General features: G+C 68.5%; 21 protein-coding genes. 13 read left to right on the plus strand and 8 right to left on the minus strand.

What is annotated here, in order from left to right:
* Positions 1-8 precede the first annotated feature (8 nt).
* Positions 9-869: an archaetidylserine decarboxylase gene (gene asd / locus BM360_RS00840; protein ID WP_093309426.1), complete on the plus strand. Its 861-nt coding sequence runs from the start codon at positions 9-11 to the stop codon at positions 867-869.
* Between the two features lie 25 nt (positions 870-894).
* Here asd and BM360_RS00845 read toward each other — a convergent pair whose 3' ends face one another.
* Positions 895-2,556, minus strand: coding sequence for an alkaline phosphatase D family protein (locus BM360_RS00845; RefSeq protein WP_093309427.1), 1,662 nt, complete (start codon positions 2,554-2,556; stop codon positions 895-897).
* Between the two features lie 93 nt (positions 2,557-2,649).
* Between BM360_RS00845 and BM360_RS00850 the strand changes: the two genes are divergently transcribed.
* Positions 2,650-3,234, plus strand: a complete 585-nt coding sequence (locus tag BM360_RS00850) for a cysteine hydrolase family protein (protein WP_093309428.1) — start codon at positions 2,650-2,652, stop codon at positions 3,232-3,234.
* 123 nt (positions 3,235-3,357) lie between these two features.
* Here BM360_RS00850 and BM360_RS00855 read toward each other — a convergent pair whose 3' ends face one another.
* Both BM360_RS00855 and BM360_RS00860 read right to left on the minus strand, forming a co-directional pair.
* On the minus strand, positions 3,358-3,678 hold the full coding sequence (locus BM360_RS00855; protein WP_093309429.1) for a DUF2218 domain-containing protein: 321 nt from the start codon (positions 3,676-3,678) through the stop codon (positions 3,358-3,360).
* 11 nt (positions 3,679-3,689) lie between these two features.
* Positions 3,690-4,256: a PadR family transcriptional regulator gene (locus BM360_RS00860; protein WP_093309431.1), complete on the minus strand. Its 567-nt coding sequence runs from the start codon at positions 4,254-4,256 to the stop codon at positions 3,690-3,692.
* A 116-nt stretch (positions 4,257-4,372) separates the two neighbouring features.
* Between BM360_RS00860 and BM360_RS00865 the strand changes: the two genes are divergently transcribed.
* From BM360_RS00865 to BM360_RS00880, 4 genes are all read left to right on the plus strand, one after another.
* Positions 4,373-5,683, plus strand: coding sequence for a replication-associated recombination protein A (locus tag BM360_RS00865; protein ID WP_093309434.1), 1,311 nt, complete (start codon positions 4,373-4,375; stop codon positions 5,681-5,683).
* 65 nt (positions 5,684-5,748) lie between these two features.
* Entirely contained in the window at positions 5,749-6,945 is a 1,197-nt protein-coding gene (locus BM360_RS00870) for a toxic anion resistance protein (protein ID WP_093309437.1), read from the plus strand.
* Entirely contained in the window at positions 6,945-7,682 is a 738-nt protein-coding gene (locus BM360_RS00875; RefSeq protein WP_165611163.1) for a hypothetical protein, read from the plus strand. The genes BM360_RS00870 and BM360_RS00875 overlap by 1 nt, the downstream gene beginning before the upstream one ends.
* 123 nt (positions 7,683-7,805) lie before the next feature.
* On the plus strand, positions 7,806-9,113 hold the full coding sequence (locus BM360_RS00880) for an Nramp family divalent metal transporter (protein WP_242653236.1): 1,308 nt from the start codon (positions 7,806-7,808) through the stop codon (positions 9,111-9,113).
* A 34-nt stretch (positions 9,114-9,147) separates the two neighbouring features.
* Here BM360_RS00880 and BM360_RS00885 read toward each other — a convergent pair whose 3' ends face one another.
* Positions 9,148-9,333 (minus strand): hypothetical protein, encoded by a 186-nt coding sequence (locus BM360_RS00885; protein WP_093309440.1) that lies wholly within the window; start codon positions 9,331-9,333, stop codon positions 9,148-9,150.
* 116 nt (positions 9,334-9,449) lie between these two features.
* Between BM360_RS00885 and BM360_RS00890 the strand changes: the two genes are divergently transcribed.
* From BM360_RS00890 to BM360_RS00910, 5 genes are all read left to right on the plus strand, one after another.
* Entirely contained in the window at positions 9,450-9,806 is a 357-nt protein-coding gene (locus tag BM360_RS00890) for a hypothetical protein (RefSeq protein ID WP_131819142.1), read from the plus strand.
* A gap of 69 nt (positions 9,807-9,875) precedes the next feature.
* A complete protein-coding gene (locus tag BM360_RS00895) occupies positions 9,876-12,089 on the plus strand; it encodes a putative bifunctional diguanylate cyclase/phosphodiesterase (RefSeq protein WP_242653237.1) in 2,214 nt (737 codons plus the stop codon).
* A gap of 8 nt (positions 12,090-12,097) precedes the next feature.
* Positions 12,098-12,787: a TorF family putative porin gene (locus BM360_RS00900; protein WP_165611164.1), complete on the plus strand. Its 690-nt coding sequence runs from the start codon at positions 12,098-12,100 to the stop codon at positions 12,785-12,787.
* Positions 12,787-15,066, plus strand: a complete 2,280-nt coding sequence (locus BM360_RS00905; protein WP_093309449.1) for a TonB-dependent receptor — start codon at positions 12,787-12,789, stop codon at positions 15,064-15,066. Before BM360_RS00900 ends, BM360_RS00905 begins: the two co-directional genes overlap by 1 nt.
* A 142-nt stretch (positions 15,067-15,208) precedes the next feature.
* Complete coding sequence (locus BM360_RS00910; RefSeq protein ID WP_131819143.1) at positions 15,209-15,700, plus strand: DUF4440 domain-containing protein; 492 nt, start codon at positions 15,209-15,211, stop codon at positions 15,698-15,700.
* Between the two features lie 19 nt (positions 15,701-15,719).
* On the opposite strand, the gene BM360_RS00915 is transcribed toward BM360_RS00910, so the two are convergent.
* Both BM360_RS00915 and BM360_RS00920 read right to left on the minus strand, forming a co-directional pair.
* Positions 15,720-16,598, minus strand: coding sequence for a type 1 glutamine amidotransferase (locus BM360_RS00915; RefSeq protein WP_242653238.1), 879 nt, complete (start codon positions 16,596-16,598; stop codon positions 15,720-15,722).
* An 83-nt stretch (positions 16,599-16,681) separates the two neighbouring features.
* Positions 16,682-17,596, minus strand: coding sequence for an NAD(P)/FAD-dependent oxidoreductase (locus BM360_RS00920; protein ID WP_242653239.1), 915 nt, complete (start codon positions 17,594-17,596; stop codon positions 16,682-16,684).
* Between the two features lie 147 nt (positions 17,597-17,743).
* On the opposite strand from BM360_RS00920, the gene BM360_RS00925 reads away from it, so the two are divergent.
* Positions 17,744-19,828 carry a M3 family metallopeptidase gene (locus BM360_RS00925; RefSeq protein ID WP_093309455.1) on the plus strand — a complete coding sequence of 695 codons (2,085 nt, stop codon included), beginning with the start codon at positions 17,744-17,746 and terminating at the stop codon, positions 19,826-19,828.
* Positions 19,829-19,876: 48 nt separating this feature from the next.
* Here the strand turns inward: BM360_RS00925 and BM360_RS00930 are convergent, their stop codons facing one another.
* Together BM360_RS00930 and BM360_RS00935 are read right to left on the minus strand one after the other, a co-directional pair.
* A complete protein-coding gene (locus BM360_RS00930) occupies positions 19,877-20,254 on the minus strand; it encodes a MerR family transcriptional regulator (protein WP_093309457.1) in 378 nt (125 codons plus the stop codon).
* A complete protein-coding gene (locus BM360_RS00935; protein WP_093309458.1) occupies positions 20,244-21,917 on the minus strand; it encodes a long-chain-fatty-acid--CoA ligase in 1,674 nt (557 codons plus the stop codon). The genes BM360_RS00930 and BM360_RS00935 overlap by 11 nt, the downstream gene beginning before the upstream one ends.
* Positions 21,918-22,052: 135 nt before the next feature.
* Between BM360_RS00935 and BM360_RS00940 the strand changes: the two genes are divergently transcribed.
* Positions 22,053-23,189, plus strand: a complete 1,137-nt coding sequence (locus BM360_RS00940) for a thiolase family protein (RefSeq protein WP_093309460.1) — start codon at positions 22,053-22,055, stop codon at positions 23,187-23,189.
* Positions 23,190-23,191 lie beyond the last annotated feature (2 nt).

A 23,191-nucleotide genomic window follows, 5' to 3' on the forward strand; every position in this document is an offset into this window, starting at 1 on the left:
ACGCCGTGATGACACCGCGCAAAGTCTTCGCGAAGCTGGCCGCCCATGAGGAGCTGAACTTCCTCCTGACCAACCGCCTGCCGCGCCGCGCCGCCACCAACTTCATGGGCTGGTTCAGCAAGATCGAGGCGGCGCCCGTTCGCGCGGCCTCCATCGCGGCTTGGCGCTTCTTCTGCGATGTCGACATGGCCGACGCGGCGGAGCCCCGCTATCGCAGCCTCCACCACGCCTTCACCCGCGCGCTGGTGCCGGGTGCGCGGACGTTCGATCCCGATCCGGACGTGGTCGCGTCTCCCTGCGACGCCATCGTCGGCGCGTGCGGGCGCGTCGAGGATGGCCGGCTCCACCAGATCAAGGGCTTCCCCTACCGGCTGGAGCATCTCGTCGGCGATGCGGCCGCGCCTTACGCGGACGGCACCTACGTCACGCTGCGGCTGACCGCGGGCATGTATCACCGCTTCCACGCCCCTGCCGATCTCGTCGTCGAGGAGGTGGAATATCGCTCGGGCGATACCTGGAACGTCAACCCGATCGCGCTCAAGCGCATCGAGGCGCTCTACACCCGCAATGAACGCGCGATCCTGCGCGTGCGGCTGGCGGACGGGCCCGAGCGGTTGCTGCTCGTCCCCGTCGCCGCGATCCTCGTCGCCGGCATCCGCCTCCACTTCCTCGATACCGAGCGGCTGCTCCGCGACGGCGGCCCGCGCCGGGTGGCCTGTGCGGCCGAGGTGAAGCGTGGGCAGGAGATGGGCTGGTTCGAGCATGGCTCGACCATCATCGTCTTCGCACCCCCCGGCTTTGCGCTGACGGACGGAGTGGGGGAGGGCCGCCGCATCCGCGCGGGCGAGGCGCTGATGCGGCGGACCTAAGCGGCGGAGCGGCCGGGCGAGCGCCTCAGCCCAGCCGCTTCAGCCGCGCGCCCTTCGCAGCCGCCCCCGCCTCATAGCGCGCGATCGTCCGCACCTCGTAAGGCTTGGCGAGGATGGTCGAGACCGCAAAATACTCCGCCCGTGCGGCGTCACGATCGATCGTCAGCAGCACGAAGCCCTTTGCCCGCTGGTCGCAGAACGCCACCTCGTCGCCCGCCTGCTCCAGCAAGGGGCCGAGCGGCAGCTGCGGCAGCTCGTCGCCCACTGATGGGCTGCTGATCGCCGACGTGCCGAACTCCGCCGCCACCAGCGTGCCGCCATCATCGAACAGGTCGTTCGCCCAGAAGGCGTGGCTGTCGCCCGACAGGACGATGGGCCGCGACCCCGCTTCCCGGAAGCTGGCATAAAGCCGCTCGCGCGCCGCCGGATAGCCGTCCCACGCGTCCAAATTGTAGGGCACGCCCGCTTTGTATCCGGCCAGCTGCGCCACCACCGCGCCGCGCACCGCGTCGGGCAGCGCCGCCATCGCAGCCGCCGCCTTCTCCGGCCCGATCATGCGGTCGAGCTGCGGCCCCGGCACGCGCGCCATCACCACCTGGTTGCCGATCACCTGCCACGGCGTGCCCGCCTTCACCGACGCCGTCAGCGTGTCCGCCACCCACGCCCGCTGCGGCTCGCCCAGCAGCTCGCGGTCGGGGCGGTTGCGCTCGGCCAGCACGGCGGCGAAGTCGGTCGTGCCCGCGCCCTGATGCTTGAACGCCACCTGCTCGGACCGTGCCAGCAGCCGCGTCTCCACCATCAGCAGCGTGGCGAGATCGCCATATTGGAAGCTGCGGTTGATCGCCTCCCACGGCTTGCCGGGCGCCGGATCGCGGATCGGCATCCACTCGAAATAGGCCTGCATCGCCGCCGCCTTGCGCGCCTTCCAGTCACCCTCGGTCGCGGGCTGGTGGTTCTGCGCGCCGCTCAGCCAGCCGTCATTGGCGACCTCGTGATCGTCCCACACCGCGATCATCGCCGCGCGCGCATGCGCCGCCTGCAGATCGGGGTCGAGCTTGTAGCAGGCGTGCCGCTGCCGATAGTCGGCGAGGCTGACGATCTCGCGATCGGGCTGCACCTCGCGGCCCAGCTTGCGTGCGGTCTTCTCGCCATAACCGGCCGTGTCATATTCGTAGATGTAGTCGCCCAGATGCAGCACGGCATCGAGCCGCGGCAGCTTGGCAATCGCATCATAGGCGTTGAACAGCCCGCCGCCGTAGAGCTGGCAGGAGACGACCGCGAACACCGCATCCGGCGTCGCGCCGACCGGCAGCGTGCGGAAGCGCCCGCTGGGGGAGGCGGTGCCATCCTCCGCCTCGAAGCGATACCAATAGTCGCGGCCGGGCTTCAGCCCCTCCGGCTCCACCTTCACCGTGAAGTCGCGCGCCGGCCGCGCCTCGGCCCACCCCGTCGCGACCGGCTGACCGCCTTCGCGCTCGCTCACGCTCCAGCGCACCGGAACGGCGGCATTGTGCGTAGGATCGGCCGGCGTCACGCGCGTCCACAGGATCGCGCCGCCCGCCGTCGGATCGCCGGCGGCGACGCCGTGGCGGAACGTCACCCCCACCGCCTTCGCGTCCGCCCCGATCACCGGCAGCGCCGCGCCCGCGCCGAACAAACCCAATGCGCCCCGCCGACTGACGTCCATCAATGCCTCCCGCTCGTATCGGGCCTAGTAGGGAGGGCATGTGACAGGCCGGCGGCACCGACCGCCTGCGCGAGGAGAGACGGATTGAGCGAGATGGCCCAGCAGATCGAGCAGGCGGCGGGCTCCACCGCGCTGCTGATCGTCGATATGATGAACGCGCTCGATTTCGACGGCGCGGACCGGCTGAAGCCTGCCGCGCTCGCCGCCGCCCGCGCCACGCTCCGCTTGCGGGACGAGGCCGATGCGCAGGGCGTGCCGGTCGTCTACATCAACGACAATTACGGCTACTGGCACAGCGAACAGTCGCGCATCGTCGATCATGTCGAACAGGCGGACGGGCGCGAGCTGGTCGAACTGCTCCGCCCGCGGGACACCGACTATTTCATCATCAAGCCGCAATTTTCCGGCTTCTACGCGACCAACCTGCCCGTGCTGCTGCCGAAGCTCGGCGCCAGCCGCATCGTGCTGACAGGCCTCGCCGCCGACATCTGCGTGCTGTTCACCGCGGCGGACGCGCACATGCGCGAATATGATCTGTGGGTGCCGGGTGACACCGTCGCCAGCGCCGATTCCCAACGCACCCGCTGGGCGCTCGACATCATGGCACAGAGCATGAAGGCGGAGACGCGCACCACCGAGGAGCTACAGCTGAAGGACTGGCTCGCCCAGGCGGACTGAACTCGCTCCCCCTAAGTCCGTCATGCTGAACTCGTTTCAGCATCCACCGCAAGGCACATCCAGCCGCCGCAGGAGCTGGCCGCACGGTGGATCCTGAAACAAGTTCAGGATGACGAGTCCCCCTCAGGCCGCCGCCCACTCGAACTTCAACGGCGCCTCTCGAAACGCGAAGCGATCGAGATGCTCCGCCAGCACGCGCTTGAGCGTGTCCAGCTGCGCCGCCTCGCTCGCCTCGATGCGGCAGACCAGCATGTCCGGCTCCGCCGTCATCGTCGCCACGCCGTCCCCGGCGTAGTTGCCCGCGCGCCCCTCCGCCGGGAAGGTCACGCGGCCCTGTTCGGGCGTGAACTCCACCGCCAGATTGTGCGCCCAATGCTTGCACAGCTGCTGGAGATAGCGGCTGCCATGCTCGGTCGGCACGCGGGCCTCGGCTGCGGTCGTCATCCCGTCCTCCCTCAAAGCCGTTCGATCTTCTGCGCGGCGGCATCGATGATCGCCGCCGCCTCCAGCAGCACCGCATCGTCCGCATCCTCGCGGCCCAGCCGATGCTCCAGCACCGCGCGCAGATTGTGCATCGCCCGGCGGATCGGCGCGCCGTCGGTACGCCGCTGGCGCGAGGCGAGCGCCTCGATCCGCTCGGTCAGCGCCGCCAGCACCTCGGCATTGGCGGCAAGGTTCGCCTCGCCCTCTGCCGTCACGGCAAAGGCCTTGCGCGAGGCCGGGCCCGGCCGCTCCTCGATCAGTCCCATGTCGCCCAGCATCGTCAGGCTGGGATAGACCACGCCGGGGCTGGGGGCATAAGCGCCGCCCGTCCGCTCCTCCAGTGCGCGGATCAGGTCATAGCCGTGGCGCGGGCTCTCCGCGATCAGCTTCAGCAGCACCAGCCGCAGCTCGCCGCCGTCGAACAGCCGCCGCCGCCCATGATGATGGTGCGCGCCCTGCCGGCCGCCGCCACGGCCGCCCCGCTCGCCGCCGAGGCCCGGACCACCCGTCCAGGCATCATAGCCCATTCCGAACCGCATTACTTTACTCCGATATATCTTGCCTGTTACGTGCAGATATATCGCAGAAGCTTTCGGATGCAAGCCATTGGCGTGACTTTCGTGACCTTTGACCCGAAATCGCCTATCTGCCCGCCATGGACGATCTCTTCGCCGCGCCCGCCGACGCTCCCGTGCCGCCCGCCGCCGCGCCGCTGGCCGAGCGGCTCCGCCCGCGGTCGTTGGCCGAGGTGATCGGGCAGGGGCATCTGACCGGCCCGGACGGCGCGATCGGCCGGATGGTGGCGGCGGGGCGGCTCTCCTCGATGATCCTGTGGGGCCCGCCCGGCACCGGCAAGACGACCATCGCCCGCCTGCTCGCCGATGCGGTCGGGCTGCGCTACCAGGCGATCAGCGCGGTCTTCTCCGGCGTCGCCGACCTGAAGAAGCTGTTCGCCGAGGCGCGCAGCCACGCCCGCGCCGGCACGCGCACGCTGCTGTTCGTGGATGAGATCCACCGCTTCAACCGCGCACAGCAGGATGGCTTCCTGCCCTATGTCGAGGACGGCACCGTCATCCTCGTCGGCGCGACGACCGAGAACCCCTCGTTCGAGCTCAACGCCGCTCTGCTCAGCCGCGCGCAGGTGCTGATCCTCAACCGGCTGGATGCGACTGCGCTCGGCACCCTGCTCGACCGGGCCGAGGCGGTCGAGGGCCGCCCCTTGCCGCTCACCGCCCCCGCGCGCGACGCATTGGTCGCCAGCGCCGATGGTGACGGCCGCTTCCTGCTCAACCAGGTCGAGACCTTGTTCTCGATTCGAGTGCCCGAGCCGCTCGACCCCGCCGGCCTCGCCGCGCTGCTCCACCGCCGCGTCGCGGTCTACGACAAGGATCGCGAGGGGCATTACAACCTCATCTCCGCGCTCCACAAATCGCTCCGCGGCTCCGATCCGCAGGCTGCGCTCTATTATCTCGCGCGCATGCTGACCGCGGGGGAGGAGCCGCTCTACGTGCTCCGCCGCCTCGTCCGCTTCGCCAGCGAGGATATCGGCCTCGCCGATCCGCAGGCGCTGGTGCAGTGCCTCGCCGCCAAGGACAGCTACGACTTCCTCGGCTCGCCCGAGGGGGAACTCGCCATCGTCCAGGCCTGCCTCTATCTCGCGACGGCACCCAAATCGAACGCCGCCTATGTCGCGCAGAAGGCGGCGTGGCGCTCGGCCAGGGAGACGGGCTCGCTGATGCCGCCCAAGTCGATCCTCAACAAGCCGACCAGGCTGATGGCGAGCCTCGGCTACGGCCGCGACTATGCCTATGATCATGACCGTGACGACGCCTTCTCCGGCCAGGATTACTGGCCCGAGGAGATGACCGCGCAGCGTTTCTACGAACCGTCGCCGCGCGGTTTCGAGGCCAAGCTGCAGGAACGGCTGGCGCATTGGGATCGGCTGAGACGCGAGCGCAACGGCTGACAGGGCCGCGCTTGAACCCGGCCGCATCCTCCGCCATCTTGCACCGTGTTAGGGAGACAGCACACATGGCCACGACGGCGACGAAGACGGACGATCTGCTGACGCTCACCCCTCCGGCCCCCGTCGCCCCGCTCGCGCCCGAAAAGGCGGTGGGCCTCGTGCCGCTCGACGACGGCCAGCGCAGCAAGCTGGAGGAAAAGGCGGACGCCTTCATCGCCGATCTGGTCGCGCAGGACGCCAACAGCCCGGAGTTCGGCCAGCGCGTCGATCAGCTGACCAACATGGGCCGTCGCGAAATTGCCGAGGCGTCGGGCCAGTCCAATCGCTTCCTCGACCGGCCCGTCCGCGCGATGGATCAGGAAAGCGGCGTCGGCGCCGATCTGGCGGAGCTGCGCCGCACCATCGAGGATCTCGATCCCAAGGGGCAGGGCAACCTCATGGAGCCGAAGAAGCTGTTCGGCATCCTGCCGTTCGGCAACAAGATGCGCGACTATTTCGACAGCTATAAGTCCGCGCAGAGCCACATCTCCGCGATCCTCAGCCGCCTCGCCAACGGCAAGGACGAGCTGCTGAAGGACAATGCCGCGATCGATGTCGAGCGGCAGAACCTCTGGGCCGCGATGCAGCGGCTGGAGCAGATGATTCACATCGCCAAGACGCTCGATGCGCGGCTCGAGCAGAAGGCGCTCGATCTCGATGCGACCGATCCCGCCAAGGCCAAGGCGATCCGCGAGAGCGCCTTGTTCTACATCCGTCAGCGCGCGCAGGATCTGCTGACCCAGATGGCGGTGACGGTGCAGGGCTATCTCGCGCTCGATCTGGTCAAGAAGAACAATGTCGAGCTGGTGAAAGGCGTCGATCGCGCCTCCACCACCACCGTCTCGGCGTTGCGCACCGCGGTTACGGTCGCGCAGGCGCTGACCAACCAGAAGCTCGTCCTCCAGCAGATCACCGCGCTCAACACGACGACCGCGAACATCATCGATTCCACCGGCGAACTGCTGCGCAGCCAGACGGGCGAGATCCACCGCCAGGCCGCCGCCTCGACCATCCCGATCGAGACGCTCCAGCGCGCCTTCCAGAACATCTACACGACGATGGACGAGATCGACCGCTTCAAGGGCGAGGCGCTCAGCAGCATGAAGCAGACGGTCAACCTGCTCACCAGCGAGGTCGAGAAGTCGCGCGGCTATATCGCGCGGGCCGAGGGCGCGGCGCAGGGCAGCGCCAAGTCGGCCGAGCCGTTCCGGCTGGAGGATTGATGCGCGATCTCGAACGCGTGACCAACGAGGCGGCGAACCTCCTCGCCAGCAAGGCGGGCGACATGCTCCACCGCCTCTCGCCCGAAGGCCGTCGCATGCGCGAGCGGGCCAAGGCGCGGCGGCGGGCGGCGATGATGCGCGGCTTCCGCCGGCTGCTGCTCGCCTGGGCGGCGGTGGTGATCGGGGCGATGGCTTATGGCATCATCGTCGCGCCGCTCGGGGTGACGGGCGTGATGGCGGTGGCGGCGTTGCTGCTGCTCGCCACCGTCGCGGTGCTCGCCATGTCGAGCACCCCCGCCGAGACGCCGGTCAGCCTCGCGCAGGCGGATCTCCCGTTGCTGCCGTCGCGCACCGAGGCATGGCTGGTCAGCGAGCGGCCCGCGCTGCCCGCTCCCGCCGCGCGGCTGAGCGACGGCATCGGCCTCCGGCTGGAGGCGCTCGCGCCGCAGCTCCAGCGGCTCGACCCTGCCGATCCCGCGGCGCATGCGGTGCGCAAGCTCATCGCCGAGGATCTGCCGGAGCTCGTCGAAGGCTATAAGCGCGTCCCCGAATCCCTGCGCACCCAGGCCCGAGACGGTCGCCAGAGCCCGGACCAGCAGCTGACCGAGGGTCTGCGCGTCGTCGACGAAGAGCTGAAGCGCATGTGCGAACAGCTCGCCTCCGGCGAACTCGACAAGCTCGCCGTCCAGGGCCGCTACCTCGAACTCAAATATCGCGACGCCGACCGGCTGGGCTGAGCTGGGTCGGTCACCCAAGTACTGACGATCGGAAGCACGTTCCCTGACCTCCTCATGCGGCCTTGATCCTCAATGATTTACCGGTAGGCGGTCCGCAGCAATCCCCGCTCCGAGAGGCCGACCTTGGATCCCGCTGTCCGCGAACCTCTCGAAGCCGACACGCAGGTCCATGCGCCGCCGCCGCCGGCCGGCATGATGAAGCTCGTCGGCGCGGGCGTGGTGACGGGGGCGGCGGACGACGATCCCTCCGCCATCGGCACCTATGCCAGTGCGGGGGCCAAGTTCGGGCTCGGCTTTCTGTGGATCGCGCCCGTCCTGCTGCCGATGATGTATGTCGTCACTTATCTGTCCGCCAAGATCGGGCAGGTCTACGGCAAGGGCCTGTTCGCCTGCATCCGCGATCAGTTCCCGCGCTGGGTGCTGGTGCCGATGGTGACGCTCGCCATCATCGGCAACGTGATCGAGGCGGCGGCGGATCTGGGCGGCATCGGTGCGGCGGTGAACCTGCTGGTGCCGATCCCCGTGCCGCTGATCGTCGTCGCGGCGGCCGGCCTCATCTTCCTGCTGCAGTATCTCGGCTCCTACACGCTGATCCGCCGGATTTTCCGCTGGCTGGCGCTGATCCTGTTCGCCTATGTCGCCGCCGCGATCCTGGCACGGCCCGATCCGCTCGAGATCCTCCGCGCGACGTTCGTGCCGCGCATTCAGTTCACGGCCGAGTTCGTCGCGCTCGTCGTCGCGTGCATCGGCACGTCGCTCTCCGCCTATGTCTATACCTGGCAGTCGAACCAGGAGGTTGAGGAGCAGATCGCCATCGGCCGCCGCCGGCTGTGGCAGCGCAAGGGCGCGACCCGGCAGGAGATGAAGGCGACCAGCCGCGACGTGCTGACCGGCATGATCTTCTCCAACGTGATCCTCTACTTCATCATCATGTCGACCGGGCTGACCCTGCACCCGGCCGGCCAGACCGAGATCGACACCGCCGCCCAGGCTGCCGCGGCGCTGGAGCCGCTGGCGGGGGCAGGGGCAAAATGGCTGTTCGCCGCGGGCATCATCGGCGTCGGGTTCCTCGCCGTGCCGATCATGACGACCGGCGCCGCCTATGACGTGGTGCAGGGCCTCGGGCGGGAGGGGAGCCTGCAGGATCGGCCGAGCCGGAATCGGCTGTTCTACGGCGTCATCGCCCTCGTCACGGTGGTGGCGGCGGGCATGAACTTCCTCGGGCTCAATCCCATGAAGATGCTGGTTTGGTCCGGCATCGTCCAGGGCTTCCTCGTGCCGCCGCTTCTGTTCCTGATGATGCTGCTGACCAACAGCCGGAAGGTGGTGGGCGCCCGAACGAACGGACGCTGGACGAACGCGCTCGGCTGGGCGACCACGCTGATCACCTTTCTGTGCACCGCAACGCTCGTGCTCACCTGGATCTGGTGAGGCTCGCGATCGAGCCCTGACCGCTCAGGCTCGCTTACTCCTCGTCCGGAAGGTCGGCGCCCAGCTTGGCGGCCATCCGGCGCACCTCCTCGTCGCTCGGCGGCTCGGGCAGGTCTTGGCCAGGTGCGAGCGCGTCGTCGGGGATGCCGGGCGCGGTGCCGGCGATATTCTCGTCGATCGCGCGCTCATTGGCGCCGTCGGTGATCTTCTCGCGGGTCATGTTCGCTCTCCTTGTCAGGCAGATAAACTCGCGGGGACCGCCCGATGTTGCAGCCGCTTGTGCGCGTGCAACCGATGCGCCGCCCGCCGATTATCGCGGAAAAGGGAGATCAAACGATGCGGTCATGGACGATGGTGGCGGCAGCGCTGTTGGCGGCGGGGTGCGGCGGGGCTGACGATCCGGTGGTGATCGACGGCAGCAGCCAGGAGGCGTTCGAGCAGACGCTCGCCGCGGCCAAGCGCGACGTCGGCCCGAGCGATCGCCTGAAGGTGGAGGCGGCGCTGGCCGAATATCGCGCGCGCATCTTTGCCAAGGCGGACAATCGGCAGGAGTTCCAGCGCCTCTACCGCGCCGGCCTGGACGGACTGACCGTGCCCGCCATCGCCGCCCAGTTCGACAAGGATGTGGACCGCGTCGGCGGCAAGGCGGCGGACGCCATCTTCGACGCCAAGCGGGCGCTGAAAGGCGGTTAAGCCACAAACAGGCTTGCCCGCGGGCGTCGGCGAAAACGCTCATTAAGCATTGCATGTCATTGCAAATGCATGACTCGCACCGGGAATGTGCCGCACGCTGATAGTGCCGGCCAGCGCTACTTCCTGATGATCGTGCTGCCCGCATTCGGCGCGCTGGCGGTTGTCGCGGCGTTGGTCGCGGGGCTCATCCTGCTCTCGGCGCAGGAGGCGGACCGCGCCGCGGGCGAACGGGACCGGCACGTCATCGCCAGCTCGCTCCGCCAGGGAATCGAGCGGACCGCGCACGATCAGGAAGGCGGCACGGTGTGGGACGACGCGGTCGTCAACACGCGCGATCCCGCCGCCAACCAGCTCTGGATCGACATGAATGTCGGCGTCTGGATGCACACCTATTTCGGGCACGATCAGGCCTATCTGATCGATCCCGATGATCGCCCGGTCTACGCGATGAGCGGTGGGCACAAGCGGCCCGTTGCGAGCTTTGCCGAGGTGTCCGGCGTCGCCCGCCCGCTCATCGCGCAACTCCGGGCGAAAATGCGCGTGGGGCAGCGGCCGCCAGCTGGGGAGCGCTCGCTGACACCGGGCGCGATCGATCTCGGCCTGGTGGCGGGGCACCCCGCGATCGTCAGCGTCAAGCCGATCGTCAGCGATACGGGCCTGATCCGCCAGACACCGGGCAAGGAGCCGCTTCACATCAGCGTCCGCTATGTCGACGGCTCGTTCCTCACCGATCTCGCCCGCGCCAACAGCCTTGAAGGCGCGCGCTTCCTGGAACAGCCGCCGCGGGATCGGGCGCTCGCCGCGGTTCCGCTGCGCAATGCGCGGGGCACGCCGCTCGGCTATGTCGCGTGGCGGGCCTTCCGGCCAGGCGCGTCGATGGTGTCGCGGATCACGCCGCCGATGCTGCTGGCACTGGCGCTGGCGATCGCCACCCTGGTCGCGATCCTGCGTCATGTCCGCCGCAACCGGCTGGCCCTTGAGGCCAGCGAGGCGCAGGCGCACCATCTCGCCTTCCACGATACGCTGACGGGCCTGCCCAACCGCGCCCGCTTCGACGAACGGCTTGCCGCCGAATTGTCGCGCGTCCGCTCGGGCGCGGGGTCGGTCGCTCTGCTGTGTCTCGATCTCGATGGCTTCAAGAACGTCAACGACACGCTCGGCCACCCCGCAGGTGACGAGCTGATCCGCCAGGTCGGCGCCCGCCTCAGCGCCACGATGCGCGGCACCGATCTCGTCGCCCGCCTCGGCGGGGACGAGTTCAGCATCGTCCAGACGGGCAATCCATCGGTGGTTGATACCGAAATCCTGTGCATGCGCATCGTCGAGGCGATCAGCGAGCCGTTCGACATCGCCGGCAGCCAGGTGCGCGTCGGCGTCAGCATCGGCGTCGCGATCGGGCCGGAGCAGGCGAGCGAGGCCAGCGAGCTGTCCCGCAAGGCTGACATCGCGCTCTATGAGGCCAAGCGGCAGGGCAAAGGCCGCTATCTCCACTTCGCCGAGCCGATGGACCTCTCCATCCGTCGCCGCAGCGCCATCGAGGCCGGCCTGCGCGAGGCGCTCGCCACCGAGGGCCAGCTGGAGGTCTATTACCAGCCGCTTTATTCGTCGCGCACCCGCGCGATGAAGGGGGCGGAGGCGCTCGTCCGCTGGCACCATCCGTCGCTCGGCACCGTCTCGCCCGCCATCTTCGTGCCGATCGCTGAATCGACCAACCTGATCGCGCCGCTTGGCGAGTGGGTGATGGAGGAGGCGTGCCGTGCCGCCGCCGCCTGGCCGCTGCGGCTGCTGTCGGTGAACGTGTCCGCAGTCCAGCTGCGCGATCCCGATTTCGCGGACAAGGTGTTCGCGATTCTCGATCGCACCGGCTTCGATCCGCACCGGCTTGAAGTCGAGGTGACGGAGACCAGCTTCATCGAGAATGCGAGGCACTGCCGGCCCAACCTCCAGGCGTTGCGCGCCCGCGGGGTGAAGATCGCACTGGACGATTTCGGCACCGGCTATTCGTCGCTCACCCATCTCCAGCAATTCGACGTGGACCGGATCAAGATCGACCGGTCCTTCGTCAACGCCATCCAGTCGGCGGACGCGGGCAGCCCGATCATCCGCGCCATCCTCGATCTCGCCGATGCGAGCGGGCTCGACGTGACGGCGGAAGGTGTCGAGACGCAGGCACAAAGCGAGTTCCTGACGCAGGCGGGCTGCGATGCGCTGCAAGGCTATCTGCTCGCCCGACCGATGCCGAAGGAGGCGATTGCCGCCCTGTTCGCCGATGCCGCGACCTGATCGGGATGGTGTCATTCGGATCCGAAGCGCGGCATTGCGCTGCGCCTGCGCGCCTGTCGCGCACCGCCTGGTGCCTGTCGGCAGCCGCCATCGCCCCGCTCACGCCGGCGATGGCGCAGGTGGAGACGAGCGGCGCGGTCTCGCTCGTCAGCCAGTATCGCTATCGCGGTGAGCGGCAGGCGCCCGGGCCCGATCTGCAGGCGGAGTTCGAGGCTGCCTTCGCCTCCGGCTGGTCGGTCGACTTCTGGGGCTCCACGCTCGGCCGCCCATCGCTCAAGCGGCTTGAGCTGGACCTCAGCGCCGGCCGCACCGTCCGCCGCGGTGCGACCAGCATCGGGCTGTTCGCCGATGTCGTCGGCTATACGGAAGGGCAGGGCAGCTATGTGCAGGCCCGCGCGCAAGCCACCCAATCGCTCGGCAAGGGCATCGTCGAGCTTGAGCTGTCGAGCGCGCCGCAGGGCGGCAGGACCGCATCCTTCCTCTATTCTGGCGTGACCGCCAGCCACCCGATCACCCCCGCGCTCACCGCCACCGGCCATGCCGGCCTCGATGTCGGCGCGCATGGCCGTGCCGATTGGGCGCTGGCCGGCGCCTGGCAGCGCGGCCCCATGCTGCTCACGCTCTCCGCCACCGCAACGTCCAGCCGCCAGCGCGGCCGTCGCCCCGCGCTGGTCCTGTCTCTCGCCCGGAATTTCTAATGACCCCGCCCCGCTCCACCGCACTCATCCTTCTCGCCGCCCTCGCCGCCGCTCCCGTGCATGCCGCCGCAGCGGGCGAGCAGAGCCTCGAGATCGTCGTCACCGCGCAGCGCCGCAGCGAGACCGCGCTCTCCGTTCCCGCGGCGATCACCGCGTTCGATCAGAGCTTCCTCGACAGGACCGAGCTGGACGACATCAAGGATCTCGTTACCTTCACGCCCGGCTTCTCCGGAAATTCGAATGACAGCTTCATCGACGGGCTCGCCGTGCGCGGCATCGCGTCGAGCGATTACGGGATCGGCGGAGATCCCTCGATCGGCATCTTCAAGGACGGCGTCTATCAGGGACGTACGGGCGCCGCCGTCACCTCGGTCTTCGATCTGGAGCGGGCGGAGGCGCTGCGCGGCCCCCAGGGCTTCCTGTTCGGCCGCAACGCCATTTCCGGCGCGATCAGCGTCATCACTAACAAGCCGTCGACCGATGCTACCTCCGGCCACCTTTATCTTGGCTATGGCGAGGTCGACCGGAAGGAGGGCGAAGTCGCGCTCAACCTGCCGCTCGGCGGCGCCTTTGCGCTGCGCCTTGCCGGCTATGCGACCGATTTTGACGGCTGGGTCGATAACGCCAACACCCCCGGCAACGACCGCATCATGGGCGGCAACAAGCAAGCGGGCCGCGTGTCGCTGCTCTATGCGGGCGAGGGCGTCCGCGCGGCCCTGATCGGCGAGCATGAGCGCCGCCGACTGGACGGCACGCCGTACCGCGCCTCCAACAACGACCGCGAGGTGCTCGATTATCTGAGCGAGGCGCTGGGAGAGCCGGTGGTGGTCCGCGGCGGGCCCGGTGACGTCGACACCGATCTGATCCGCCCGCAGGATCGCGGCAATGTCAGCAGCGCCAGCCTGCTGATCGACGCCGATCTGCCCTTCGCCACGCTGAACGCGATCAGCGCGTGGCGCCGGCACCGTTTCTTCTATTCGGAGGATTATGACGGCACCGCGCTGCCGCTCGGCAATTACACGCAGGCACAACGCGGCACCTATCTCAGCCAGGAGGTGCGGCTGGTGTCGCCCGATGCCGGCGCCTTCACCTGGTCCGCCGGCCTCTCCGGTTATCGCGAGACGGTCCGCGCCCGTTTCACCAACGAGGCGGGGGAGGATGCGGTGTGCCGCGCCGGCTTTGGCTATGCCGACTGCGATGCGCTGACGCAGGATCTCTACGGGGTGGGCTATGTGCCCGCGTCCGGCGGGCTGCTGGTCGACGTCAACGATGCACGCTCGCGCAACACCGGCCTGTCTGGCTTTGCCGACCTCAACTATCGTCCCGCACGCGCGATCCAGCTCGGCGCGGGCCTGCGCTACAGCTGGGATCGCAAGCGCTTCACGCTCGATGTGCTGCCCTCCGCCAGGACGCTCGGCAATATCTGGACCTTTCCCTATTTCACCGAGGGTCCGGTCCGGGATGCCCGCAGCTGGTCCGGTCTCACGCCGCGTGTCTATGCGCGCTGGACGCCGCGGGCCGATCTCAGCCTCTACGCCAGCGTCATGCGCGGCTACAAAGCGGGCGGCTATGGCAGCTTCACCGTCGATGCGCCGTCGCCGATCGAGGATTATGGCGCCGTTCCCGCCGGTACGCGGCCTGACGCGTTCGCGCCTGAGACGATCTGGAGCAAGGAGGCCGGCATCAAGGGCTTCGCTTTCGATCGCCTGCTGTCGTTCGACGTCACCGCCTTCCACTACATCTACCGCAATCTCCAGACCGTCTTCTTCGACACCGACACGCGGACGCAGCAGGTGATCAATGTCGGCCGTGTGCGCGGGCAGGGGGTGGAGGCGGCGCTGGGCCTCCGCCTAGGCCGACGCTTCGACGTCTCCGGCAACGTGACGTGGACGGACACGAAGAAGAGCGGCGACCGCGATTGCACGTCTCGCGATTGCGGCGGCCTGCTCAACCCGCGCTGGGCGAGCAGCGGCATCGCCACGTTCCACCAGCCGCTACCGCTCGGCGAGGCCTATCTCCAAGGCGAGTGGAGCTACCAGGGCCATCGCCGCGAAAGCTATGACTGGCGCGGCATCACCCGCCGCCCTGCCTACACCGAGGTCAACCTCCGCCTCGGCCTGCGCTCGGACAAGGGGTGGGAGCTGATCCTCTACGTCCAGAACCTGCTCGATCAACGCCGCTACCGTGGCGTCGAAAATGGCGGCGACCTCACCCCCGCGACGGTCTGGGGCGTCACCCAGCCGCGCAATGTCGGCGTGGACTTGCGGACGCGGTTCTAGTGAGTTGGGCCCCGGGTGAACGGCAAAGGCGTGTCGAAAGCGGGCACGGGATCAGCGCCTGACACAGCCGCGTCCCGCCACGACCGCTATACGCACGCCCGCGTTCGTGCGAGCCTGTCCAAGACCCTCGGGAGTGCGCGCCATGAACGTCCGACCGCTGATCGCTTGCCTGTTGCCCGCCGCCTTGTCGCTTTCCACGCCAGCGGCCGCCGCGTGGCGGCCCGGCAGCCCGGATGTTGCCGCGGCGGCCAAGGACGCGCGCATCGCCGCGGCACTCGCGGCGGTCGACCGGATCGACCAAGCCGCGGTGGACGGCGATCCGGCCGCCTTCGCTGCGCTGCTGGATGACGACCTTGCCGTCAACAATCCTCAAAACGGCGTGTCGGTGCGCGGGGTGACGGGCAGGCGGAGTGCTGCGGGCCAGATCAGCTATTCGCGCTACGATCGCGTCATCGACTATGCTGGCCTCCGCGGCGACATGGTGCTGCTGATGGGGGAGGAGATCGTCATCCCCAAGGCGCAGGACGGCCCGGCGCCGCGCGCGGTGCACCGCCGCTTCACCGATCTCTGGCGCCCTCTACCCGCGGGCTGGAGACTGACAGCGCGACAGGCGACGATCATCCCGCGCCCCTGAGCTTCCGGTCTGGCCGCCCTCAGGCGGGCACCCGAACAGCCCCGTCCCGCACCCGGCGCGAACGGGTCGGCAGCACCAGTCGCTCCAGGAAGTTGGCGATCTCGCGCGATCGCCGGTCTGGGTCCGTCACCTCGCGGTCGAGGCCCAGCCGCCACAGCAGGTCCGTCCGCTCGGGCTCGTTATGCAGTTGGCGCAGCAGCGCAGCATGCGTCCCGATCACGCCCGCGGACGGCGCCAGCCGGTGCTCGACGAGGTCGTCCGCCTGCCGCTCCAACGCGCCGGCAATCTCGAACAGGCTGATCTCGGGATGATATTGCACGCCCCAGAAGACGCCGTCGCCCGAGCAGATCTCCGCCGCCTGCACCCGCGTGACCGCGTTGGAGGCGAGCAGCACCGCACCGTCGGGCAGCTCCGCCACCTCGTCGGTATGGACCGCCGGCGCGTCGAAGGCGGGCGGCCGCCCGGCGAGCAGCGGGTGGCGCGCGCCCTCCGCGGTGGCATAGATGCGTCGCGCAAAGCCCGCCTCGCGCCGCGGCTCCATCGCGCGCACCTTGCCGCCTGCCGCCACGGTCGCAAGCTGGAGCCCCGCGCAGGACCCGAAGGCCGGCAGCCCCGCGTCATACACCGCCCGCATGAACTCGACCGCGCCACGCGTCTCCGGCACATCCTCATAGAGATGGATCGGCGATCCGGTGAGCAGCACCCCGTCGAACGATGCCAGATCGTCGCCGCCCGGCAGCTCGCACTCGCCATCCGCGGGCCACACGCGGGCAAAACTAGCATTCGGCACGATGTGGCGGAGCAGCGCCTCGAATGTCTCGCCCGAACTGCGGCCGACGCTCTTGCGCCGCTTGCGCCGGGCGTCCTCCGGCTCGCTCTCCGCGATCAGGAGGCGCAACGGCTCTGAAATCATCCGCTTACTCACATCTGGATGCCGCCGCTAACGAGCCGCCCGGTCGCAAGGGTGCATCGCCGCCCGGCTTACCGGACGAGCGCCCGCTTTTTCGCGAGGTCGTTGCGGATCGTCGTCGCCGCCACGCCCGCTTCGCCCATGGCATGGCTGATCTGGTCCAGCCCCTTGGCGACGTCGCCGGCGGCGTAGAGGCCGGGGATGCTGGTCCGCTGGTGATCGTCGACGACGAGGCAGCCGTCCCGGCTCGCCTCCGCGCCCAGATCCAGCGCCAGCTCCGACCGGATGACCGAGCCGAGCGCCGGATAGACCGAGTCGAAGCGGAGCGCCCCCTCGGGCGTCGCCACGACGATCTCCTGCCCGTCGATGCGCAGCGGCGCGCATGGCCCATCCACTGTCGAGATGCCGAGATCGAACAGCCGCTGCCGCTCCTCCTCGCTCAGCGCATGTTCGGCATCGGGGGAGATCAAGGTCACGTCGCGGGTGTACATGCGGATGAACACCGCCTCGTTATAGCCGTGGCTCTCCGTGCCGATCACGCCGACGCGCTTGTCCGTCACCTCATAGCCGTCGCAGATCGGGCAATAGCGCAGCAGCCCGCGCTGGAGCGCCAGATCGTGGATCTCCGGCGCGATCCGCGGGCGATTGTTGACCACGCCCGTCGCCAGCAGCACCGATCGCGCACGGATGCGCTCCTCGCCGACCAGCGCCTCGAACAGGTCGTCCTCTCGCGTCAGCGTCTCGACAAGCCCGTCGGTCACGATCGCGCCGAATTCCGCCGCTTGTTCGCGCATCAGGCGGAGCAGCTCCGTGCCGGCGATGCCGCCGGGATAGCCCGAATGATTGTGCGTCCGCGGGATCAGCGCCGCACGGCTGCGGCCCGCATCGACGATCCGCAGGCTCAGGCGGAAGCGCGCGAGATAGATTGATGCGGTCAGCCCGGCGGGGCCCGCACCGACGACGAGGCAGTCCACAGCTTCGCTCAAGGCCCGCTCTCCGGATAGGCAGCGAACCGCCAAAGCGCGCTGCTCCGCCGGTGGTTCCGCCATCATCTCCACGCCTTAGCCGCGCCCGCTTGCTCGACAACAGCCGCCGCCTGCCGCTAACGACCGCGCCATAGAAGAGGATTTTCCATGCGTCGTTTCGTCTTGTTGTCCGCCGCCGCCTTCGTTGCGGCGCCTGCGCTCGCCGCCAATCCGTTCGCCGAACAGAGCACTTTGCCCTATCAGGCGCCGCCGTTCGACCGGATCGCCGACACCGATTACCAGCCCGCGATCGAGCAGGGCATCGCGCAGAGCCTCGCCGAGGTGCGCCGCATCGCCGACAATCCGGAGGCGCCCACGTTCGACAACACGATCGTCGCGATGGAGCGGCAGGGCCGCATGCTCGCGCGCGCGCAGGCGGCGTTCGGCCAGGTGACGCAGGCGAACACCAACCCCGCGCTGCAGAAGGCGCAGGCCGCGCTCGCGCCCAAGCTCGCCGCCTATCAGGACGCGATCTATCTCGATGCCAAGCTGTTCGCGCGGATCAAGACGCTGAACGACCGCGCGTCCTCGCTGAAGCTCGATGCCGAGCAGGCGATGCTGCTCGACGATTATTATCGCAAGTTCGTCCGCGCCGGTGCGCAGCTCTCCGCCGCGGATCAGGCGAGCTTGCGCGATCTCAACAAGCAGATCGCCGCGCTCGGCATCACCTTCCGCCAGCGCCTGCTCGCCGCCACCAAGGCGGGCGCGCTCGTGCTCGACCGGCCGGAGCAGCTTGCCGGCCTGACGCCCGCCGAAGTGGAGGCCGCCGCGCGCGACGCAAAGGATCGCGGGCTTGCGGGCAAATACGTCCTGCCGCTCCAGAATACGACCAACCAGCCCGCGCTGCAGTCACTCACCGATCGTGCGACGCGCGAGGCGCTGTTCCGCCAGAGCTGGAACCGCGCGTCCAAGGGCGACGCTAATGACACTCGGGCGACGGTGGCGCAGTTGAACCAGCTCCACACGCGCAAGGCGAACCTGCTCGGCTTCCCGACCTACGCCGCTTACTCGCTGGCCGAGCAGATGGCGAAGACCCCGGCAACGGCGCAGACGTTCATGGTCGATCTCGACGCGCCCGTCGCCGCCGCGCAGGCGCGCGAGCTTGCCGACATTCAGGCCGCCGCCGGCAGCACGCCGGTCGAGGCATGGGACTGGGATTTCTACGCGGAGAAGGTGCGCAAGGCCAAGTATGACCTGAACGAGGCCGAGACCAAGCCCTATCTTGAAATCTGGAACGTGCTGGAAAACGGTGTCTTCTACGCCGCCAACCAGATGTACGGCCTGTCGTTCAAGCGCCGCACCGACATCCCCACCTACCACCCGGACATTCGCGTCTACGAGGTATTCGAGGAGAACGGTCAGCCGCTCGGCCTTGCCTACTTCGACTATTGGAAGCGCGACAACAAGTCCGGCGGCGCGTGGATGAACAGCTTCGTGCCGCAGGCCCGGCTGTTCGGGACGAAGCCCGTCATCTCCAACACCGCCAACTTCACCAAGCCGGCGGACGGCCAGCCCGCGCTCGTGACCTTCGACGACGTGCGCACCATGTTCCATGAATTCGGCCACGGCCTGCACGGCCTGTTCGCCAACCAGACCTATCCGACGCTGTCGGGCACCGCGGTGGCGCGTGACTTCGTCGAGTTCCCATCGCAGTTCAACGAGCATTGGGCGCTGGAGCCACGCGTGCTGGCGAATTACGCCAAGCATCACCAGACGGGCGCGCCGATGCCGCAGGCGCTGGTGGACAAGATCAAGCGCGCCGAGCATTTCAACCAGGGCTATGCCACGGGCGAGAACCTTGCCGCTGCGCAGCTCGACATGGCGTGGCACGTGCTGCCCGCATCCGCCGGCCGCCAGGATGTCGATGCGTTCGAGGCCAAGGCGCTTGCCGCCACCCGGCTCGACGTCCGCCACGTGCCGCCGCGTTATCGCACCAGCTACTTCAACCACGTCTGGGGCTCCGGCTATGCGGCCGGCTATTACGCCTATCTCTGGACGGACATGATCGAGGAGAATGTCCACGACTGGTTCAAGGCCAATGGCGGCATGACTCGCGCCAACGGCCAGCGCCTGCGCGATCTCATCCTCTCACGCGGCCATACGCAGGATTACAACACCATGTTCCGCGCGATGGTCGGCCACGATCCGCAGGTCGCCCCGCTGCTCCGCAGCCGCGGGCTGACGGCCAAGTAGGCTGGAGGGAAGGGCGGACGGGACGAGCCATCCCGTCCGCCCTTACCCTCACGGGATGCGCCGCACGGCCTCGCTCTCGATCAGGCGCAGTTCCTCCAGCGTCTGCCGCAGCGCCGCTTCCTGCTTCTCCAGCTCCTCGATCCGCTCGCGGCATCGCCCCGCCAGCGCGCGCATCTGCTCGATATGCTGCGGGTCGGCGTCGTAGAGGTCGAGGAAGTCCTTGATGTCGCGCAGCGAAAAGCCGAGCCTCTTGCCGCGCAGGATCAGCTGCATCCGCGCCGCCTCGCGCTTGGTATAGATGCGCGTGGTGCCGACGCGGCGGGGCTCGATCAGCCCGCGATCCTCGTAGAAACGCAGCGTGCGCGGCGTGATGCCGAGGCTGGCGGCGAGATCCTGGATCCCGCTCAGCTCGCCCTCAGCCTGCATCGACCAGCGCGCTCCTCTCCGCCCGGATCCGCTCCTCCTCGACCAGTTCCTTTTTGGAGAGCTTGCCGATCAGCGTCTTGGGCAGCGTCTCGCGGATCTCGATCTCGCGCGGCAGCTCGATCTTGCTGATCTTGTCGCGCAGGAACTCGCGCAACGCGTCCGGCGTCACCGTGGCATCGGGCGTCAGCGTGACGAACGCCTTGGGGGCCTGCCCGCGATATTCGTCGGGAATGCCGATCACGACCACTTCGCGCACCTCGGGATGCTCATACAGCGCATCCTCGATCACGCGCGGATAGACATTGTATCCGCTGCACAGGATCACGTCCTTGATCCGGTCGACGATGAACAGATAGCCGTCCTCGTCCAGATGGCCGATGTCGCCGGTGCGCAGCGCCCCGTCGGTGAACACCGCCTCCGTCTCCGCCGGCTTGTTCCAGTAACCGCTCATCACCTGCGGCCCGCGCGCGCAGATCTCGCCATTCTCGCCCAGCGCCAGCAGCGTCGTCGGGTTGGCCGGATCGCGTATCTCGATCGTCGTACCGGGGAAGGGCTGTCCGGCCGAGCCGCGCTTCTTCAGCCCGTCCAGCGGATTGCAGGTGATGATGGGCGACGCCTCCGACAGGCCATAGCCTTCCATCAACGTCGCGCCGGTCGTCGCCTCGAACGCCTGCGCCACCTCAGGCGGCAGGGGCGCGCCGCCGGAGATGCAGGCGCGGATGTCGGACAGGTCCACCTTCTGCGTGGCGGCGACACCCGCGATCGCGTTGTAGATGGTCGGCACCGCGGGGAAATAGGTCGGCCGCGTGCGCTCGATCGTCTTCAGCACCTGCTTCAGGTCGAACCGGGGCAGCAGGATCATCTCCGCACCCACGCGGATCGCGAAGGTCAGCACCGTCGTCAGCGCGAAGACGTGGAACAGCGGCAGCACGCCCAGCACGCGCTCCTGCTGCGGCTGCTCGCCACCGACATGGATTACCTGCGCATCCGCATTGGAGACGAGATTGGCGTGGCTCAGCATCGCCGCCTTGGGCGTCCCCGTGGTGCCGCCGGTATATTGCAGCACCGCCACCTCGTGCGGATCGACCGCGACCGGGGAAGCGTGGCCATGCTCCGCCACCAGCTGCGCGAAGCGAAGATGGCGGGGCCCGCGCGGCGCACGCGCAATGTCCTTCCGTTTCACCACATCATAGGCGACGCGCTTCAACAGCGGCAGCGTGCGCGCGATCGGGCAGGTAATGACATGGCGCAGGTTCAGCCGCTCGGCCACCTTGGTCACGCGCGCATGGATTTCGGGCAGGTCGCAGGTGGCGATGATCTCCGCGCCTGAATCGCGCAGCAGATGCTCCAGCTCACGCTCGACGTAGAGCGGGTTAACGTTCACCACCACGCCGCCGATACGCAGCGTCGCGAAGAACAGCACCGGATAATAGATCAGGTTGGGCAGGCAGAGCGCAACGCGCGAGCCCTTGGTGACGCCCAGCGCCTGCAACCCTGCGGCGGCCGCCTCCACCTGCTCGGCCAGTGCGCCATAGCGCGTGATCCGGCCCATGAAGTCCACCGCCGGCCGCTCGGGAAAACGCTTCACCGTCGCGTCGAGCAGGTCCGTCAGCAATCGCGGCTGGAACTCGAACGCCGCGCCGTTCGCCTTTCCGCTGGTCATCCACTCTCCTCGCTCTTTTTTGCTGCGCCGCCCGGTTGTCGTGCCGCGCAGCATACCTTATACCTTGACGTATAGGTTAGCTATCGCACCTTAGGGTCATTCCGCAAGGGCCAGAGCGGCAAACGAGAGGATCGCATGACGAACGTAGTGATCGCGGGCTATGCCCGGTCGCCCTTCCACCTCGCCGGCAAGGGCGCGCTCGCCCGCGTGCGGCCCGACGATCTCGCCGCGCAGACGATCCGCGGCCTGCTGGAGCGGACCAAGGTGGATCCGGCCGAGATCGAGGACATCATTCTCGGTTGCGCCTTCCCTGAGGGTGAGCAAGGGCTTAACGTCGCACGCCTGATCGGGTTGCTTGCCGATCTGCCGATTTCGGTCGCCGGCATGACGGTGAACCGCTTCTGCGGCTCATCGATGAGTGCGATCCACATCGCCATGGGTCAGATCGCCATCGGCGCGGGCGAGGCGTTCATCTGCGCGGGTATCGAATCGATGAGCCGCGTTCCGATGAGCGGCTTCAACCCGCTGCCCAACCCCACGCTCGCCGCGAAGAATGCCGGCGCCTACATGGGCATGGGTCAGACGGCCGAGAACGTCGCCGAGCGTTACCAGATCACCCGCGCCGAGCAGGAGGCGTTCGCGGTCAAGAGCCAGCAGAAGGCGGCTGCCGCGCGCGACGGCGGCAAGCTGTCGGACGAGATCGTGCCGATCCAGACCAAGGCCGGCACCGTCAGCGAGGATGGCACGCTGCGCCCCGACACGACCGAGCAGGGCCTGTCCGGTTTGAAGCCCGCCTTCGACCAAAACGGCACGGTCACCGCCGGCACCTCGTCGCCGCTGACCGACGGCGCCTCCGCCGTGCTGGTCTGCTCGGAGGAGTTCGCCACGCGTCATGGCCTCAAGATCCTCGCCCGCATCCGCGCCGTCGCGGTCGCCGGATGCGAGGCGGAGGTGATGGGCCTGGGTCCGATCAACGCCACGCAGAAGGCGCTGGAGCGCGCGGGGCTGAGCGCGGGTGACCTCGACATCGTCGAGATCAACGAGGCCTTTGCCAGCCAGGCGATCGCCTGCATCCGCGATCTCGGCCTCAAGGAAGAGACGATCAACGTCGATGGGGGCGCCATCGCCATCGGCCACCCGCTCGGCGCCACCGGTGCGCGCATCGTCGGCAAGGCCGCGGCGCTGCTGGAGCGCGAGGGCAAGCGCTACGCGCTCGCCACCCAGTGCATCGGCGGCGGGCAGGGCATCGCCACCATCCTGGAGCGCGCATGACC

The organism is Sphingomonas jatrophae (genome assembly GCF_900113315.1).
Taxonomy (GTDB): Bacteria; Pseudomonadota; Alphaproteobacteria; order Sphingomonadales; family Sphingomonadaceae; genus Sphingomonas_P; species Sphingomonas_P jatrophae.

Excerpts from the sequence above, each read along its gene's own strand:
- asd (WP_093309426.1), top strand. The coding sequence starts at position 9 with ATGACACCGCGCAAAGTCTTCGCGAAGCTGGCCGCCCATGAGGAGCTG.
- BM360_RS00845 (WP_093309427.1), bottom strand. The coding sequence starts at position 2,556 with ATGGACGTCAGTCGGCGGGGCGCATTGGGTTTGTTCGGCGCGGGCGCG.
- BM360_RS00850 (WP_093309428.1), top strand. The coding sequence starts at position 2,650 with ATGGCCCAGCAGATCGAGCAGGCGGCGGGCTCCACCGCGCTGCTGATC.
- BM360_RS00855 (WP_093309429.1), bottom strand. The coding sequence starts at position 3,678 with ATGACGACCGCAGCCGAGGCCCGCGTGCCGACCGAGCATGGCAGCCGC.
- BM360_RS00860 (WP_093309431.1), bottom strand. The coding sequence starts at position 4,256 with ATGCGGTTCGGAATGGGCTATGATGCCTGGACGGGTGGTCCGGGCCTC.
- BM360_RS00865 (WP_093309434.1), top strand. The coding sequence starts at position 4,373 with ATGGACGATCTCTTCGCCGCGCCCGCCGACGCTCCCGTGCCGCCCGCC.
- BM360_RS00870 (WP_093309437.1), top strand. The coding sequence starts at position 5,749 with ATGGCCACGACGGCGACGAAGACGGACGATCTGCTGACGCTCACCCCT.
- BM360_RS00875 (WP_165611163.1), top strand. The coding sequence starts at position 6,945 with ATGCGCGATCTCGAACGCGTGACCAACGAGGCGGCGAACCTCCTCGCC.
- BM360_RS00885 (WP_093309440.1), bottom strand. The coding sequence starts at position 9,333 with ATGACCCGCGAGAAGATCACCGACGGCGCCAATGAGCGCGCGATCGAC.
- BM360_RS00890 (WP_131819142.1), top strand. The coding sequence starts at position 9,450 with ATGCGGTCATGGACGATGGTGGCGGCAGCGCTGTTGGCGGCGGGGTGC.
- BM360_RS00895 (WP_242653237.1), top strand. The coding sequence starts at position 9,876 with ATGACTCGCACCGGGAATGTGCCGCACGCTGATAGTGCCGGCCAGCGC.
- BM360_RS00905 (WP_093309449.1), top strand. The coding sequence starts at position 12,787 with ATGACCCCGCCCCGCTCCACCGCACTCATCCTTCTCGCCGCCCTCGCC.
- BM360_RS00910 (WP_131819143.1), top strand. The coding sequence starts at position 15,209 with ATGAACGTCCGACCGCTGATCGCTTGCCTGTTGCCCGCCGCCTTGTCG.
- BM360_RS00925 (WP_093309455.1), top strand. The coding sequence starts at position 17,744 with ATGCGTCGTTTCGTCTTGTTGTCCGCCGCCGCCTTCGTTGCGGCGCCT.
- BM360_RS00930 (WP_093309457.1), bottom strand. The coding sequence starts at position 20,254 with ATGCAGGCTGAGGGCGAGCTGAGCGGGATCCAGGATCTCGCCGCCAGC.
- BM360_RS00935 (WP_093309458.1), bottom strand. The coding sequence starts at position 21,917 with ATGACCAGCGGAAAGGCGAACGGCGCGGCGTTCGAGTTCCAGCCGCGA.
- BM360_RS00940 (WP_093309460.1), top strand. The coding sequence starts at position 22,053 with ATGACGAACGTAGTGATCGCGGGCTATGCCCGGTCGCCCTTCCACCTC.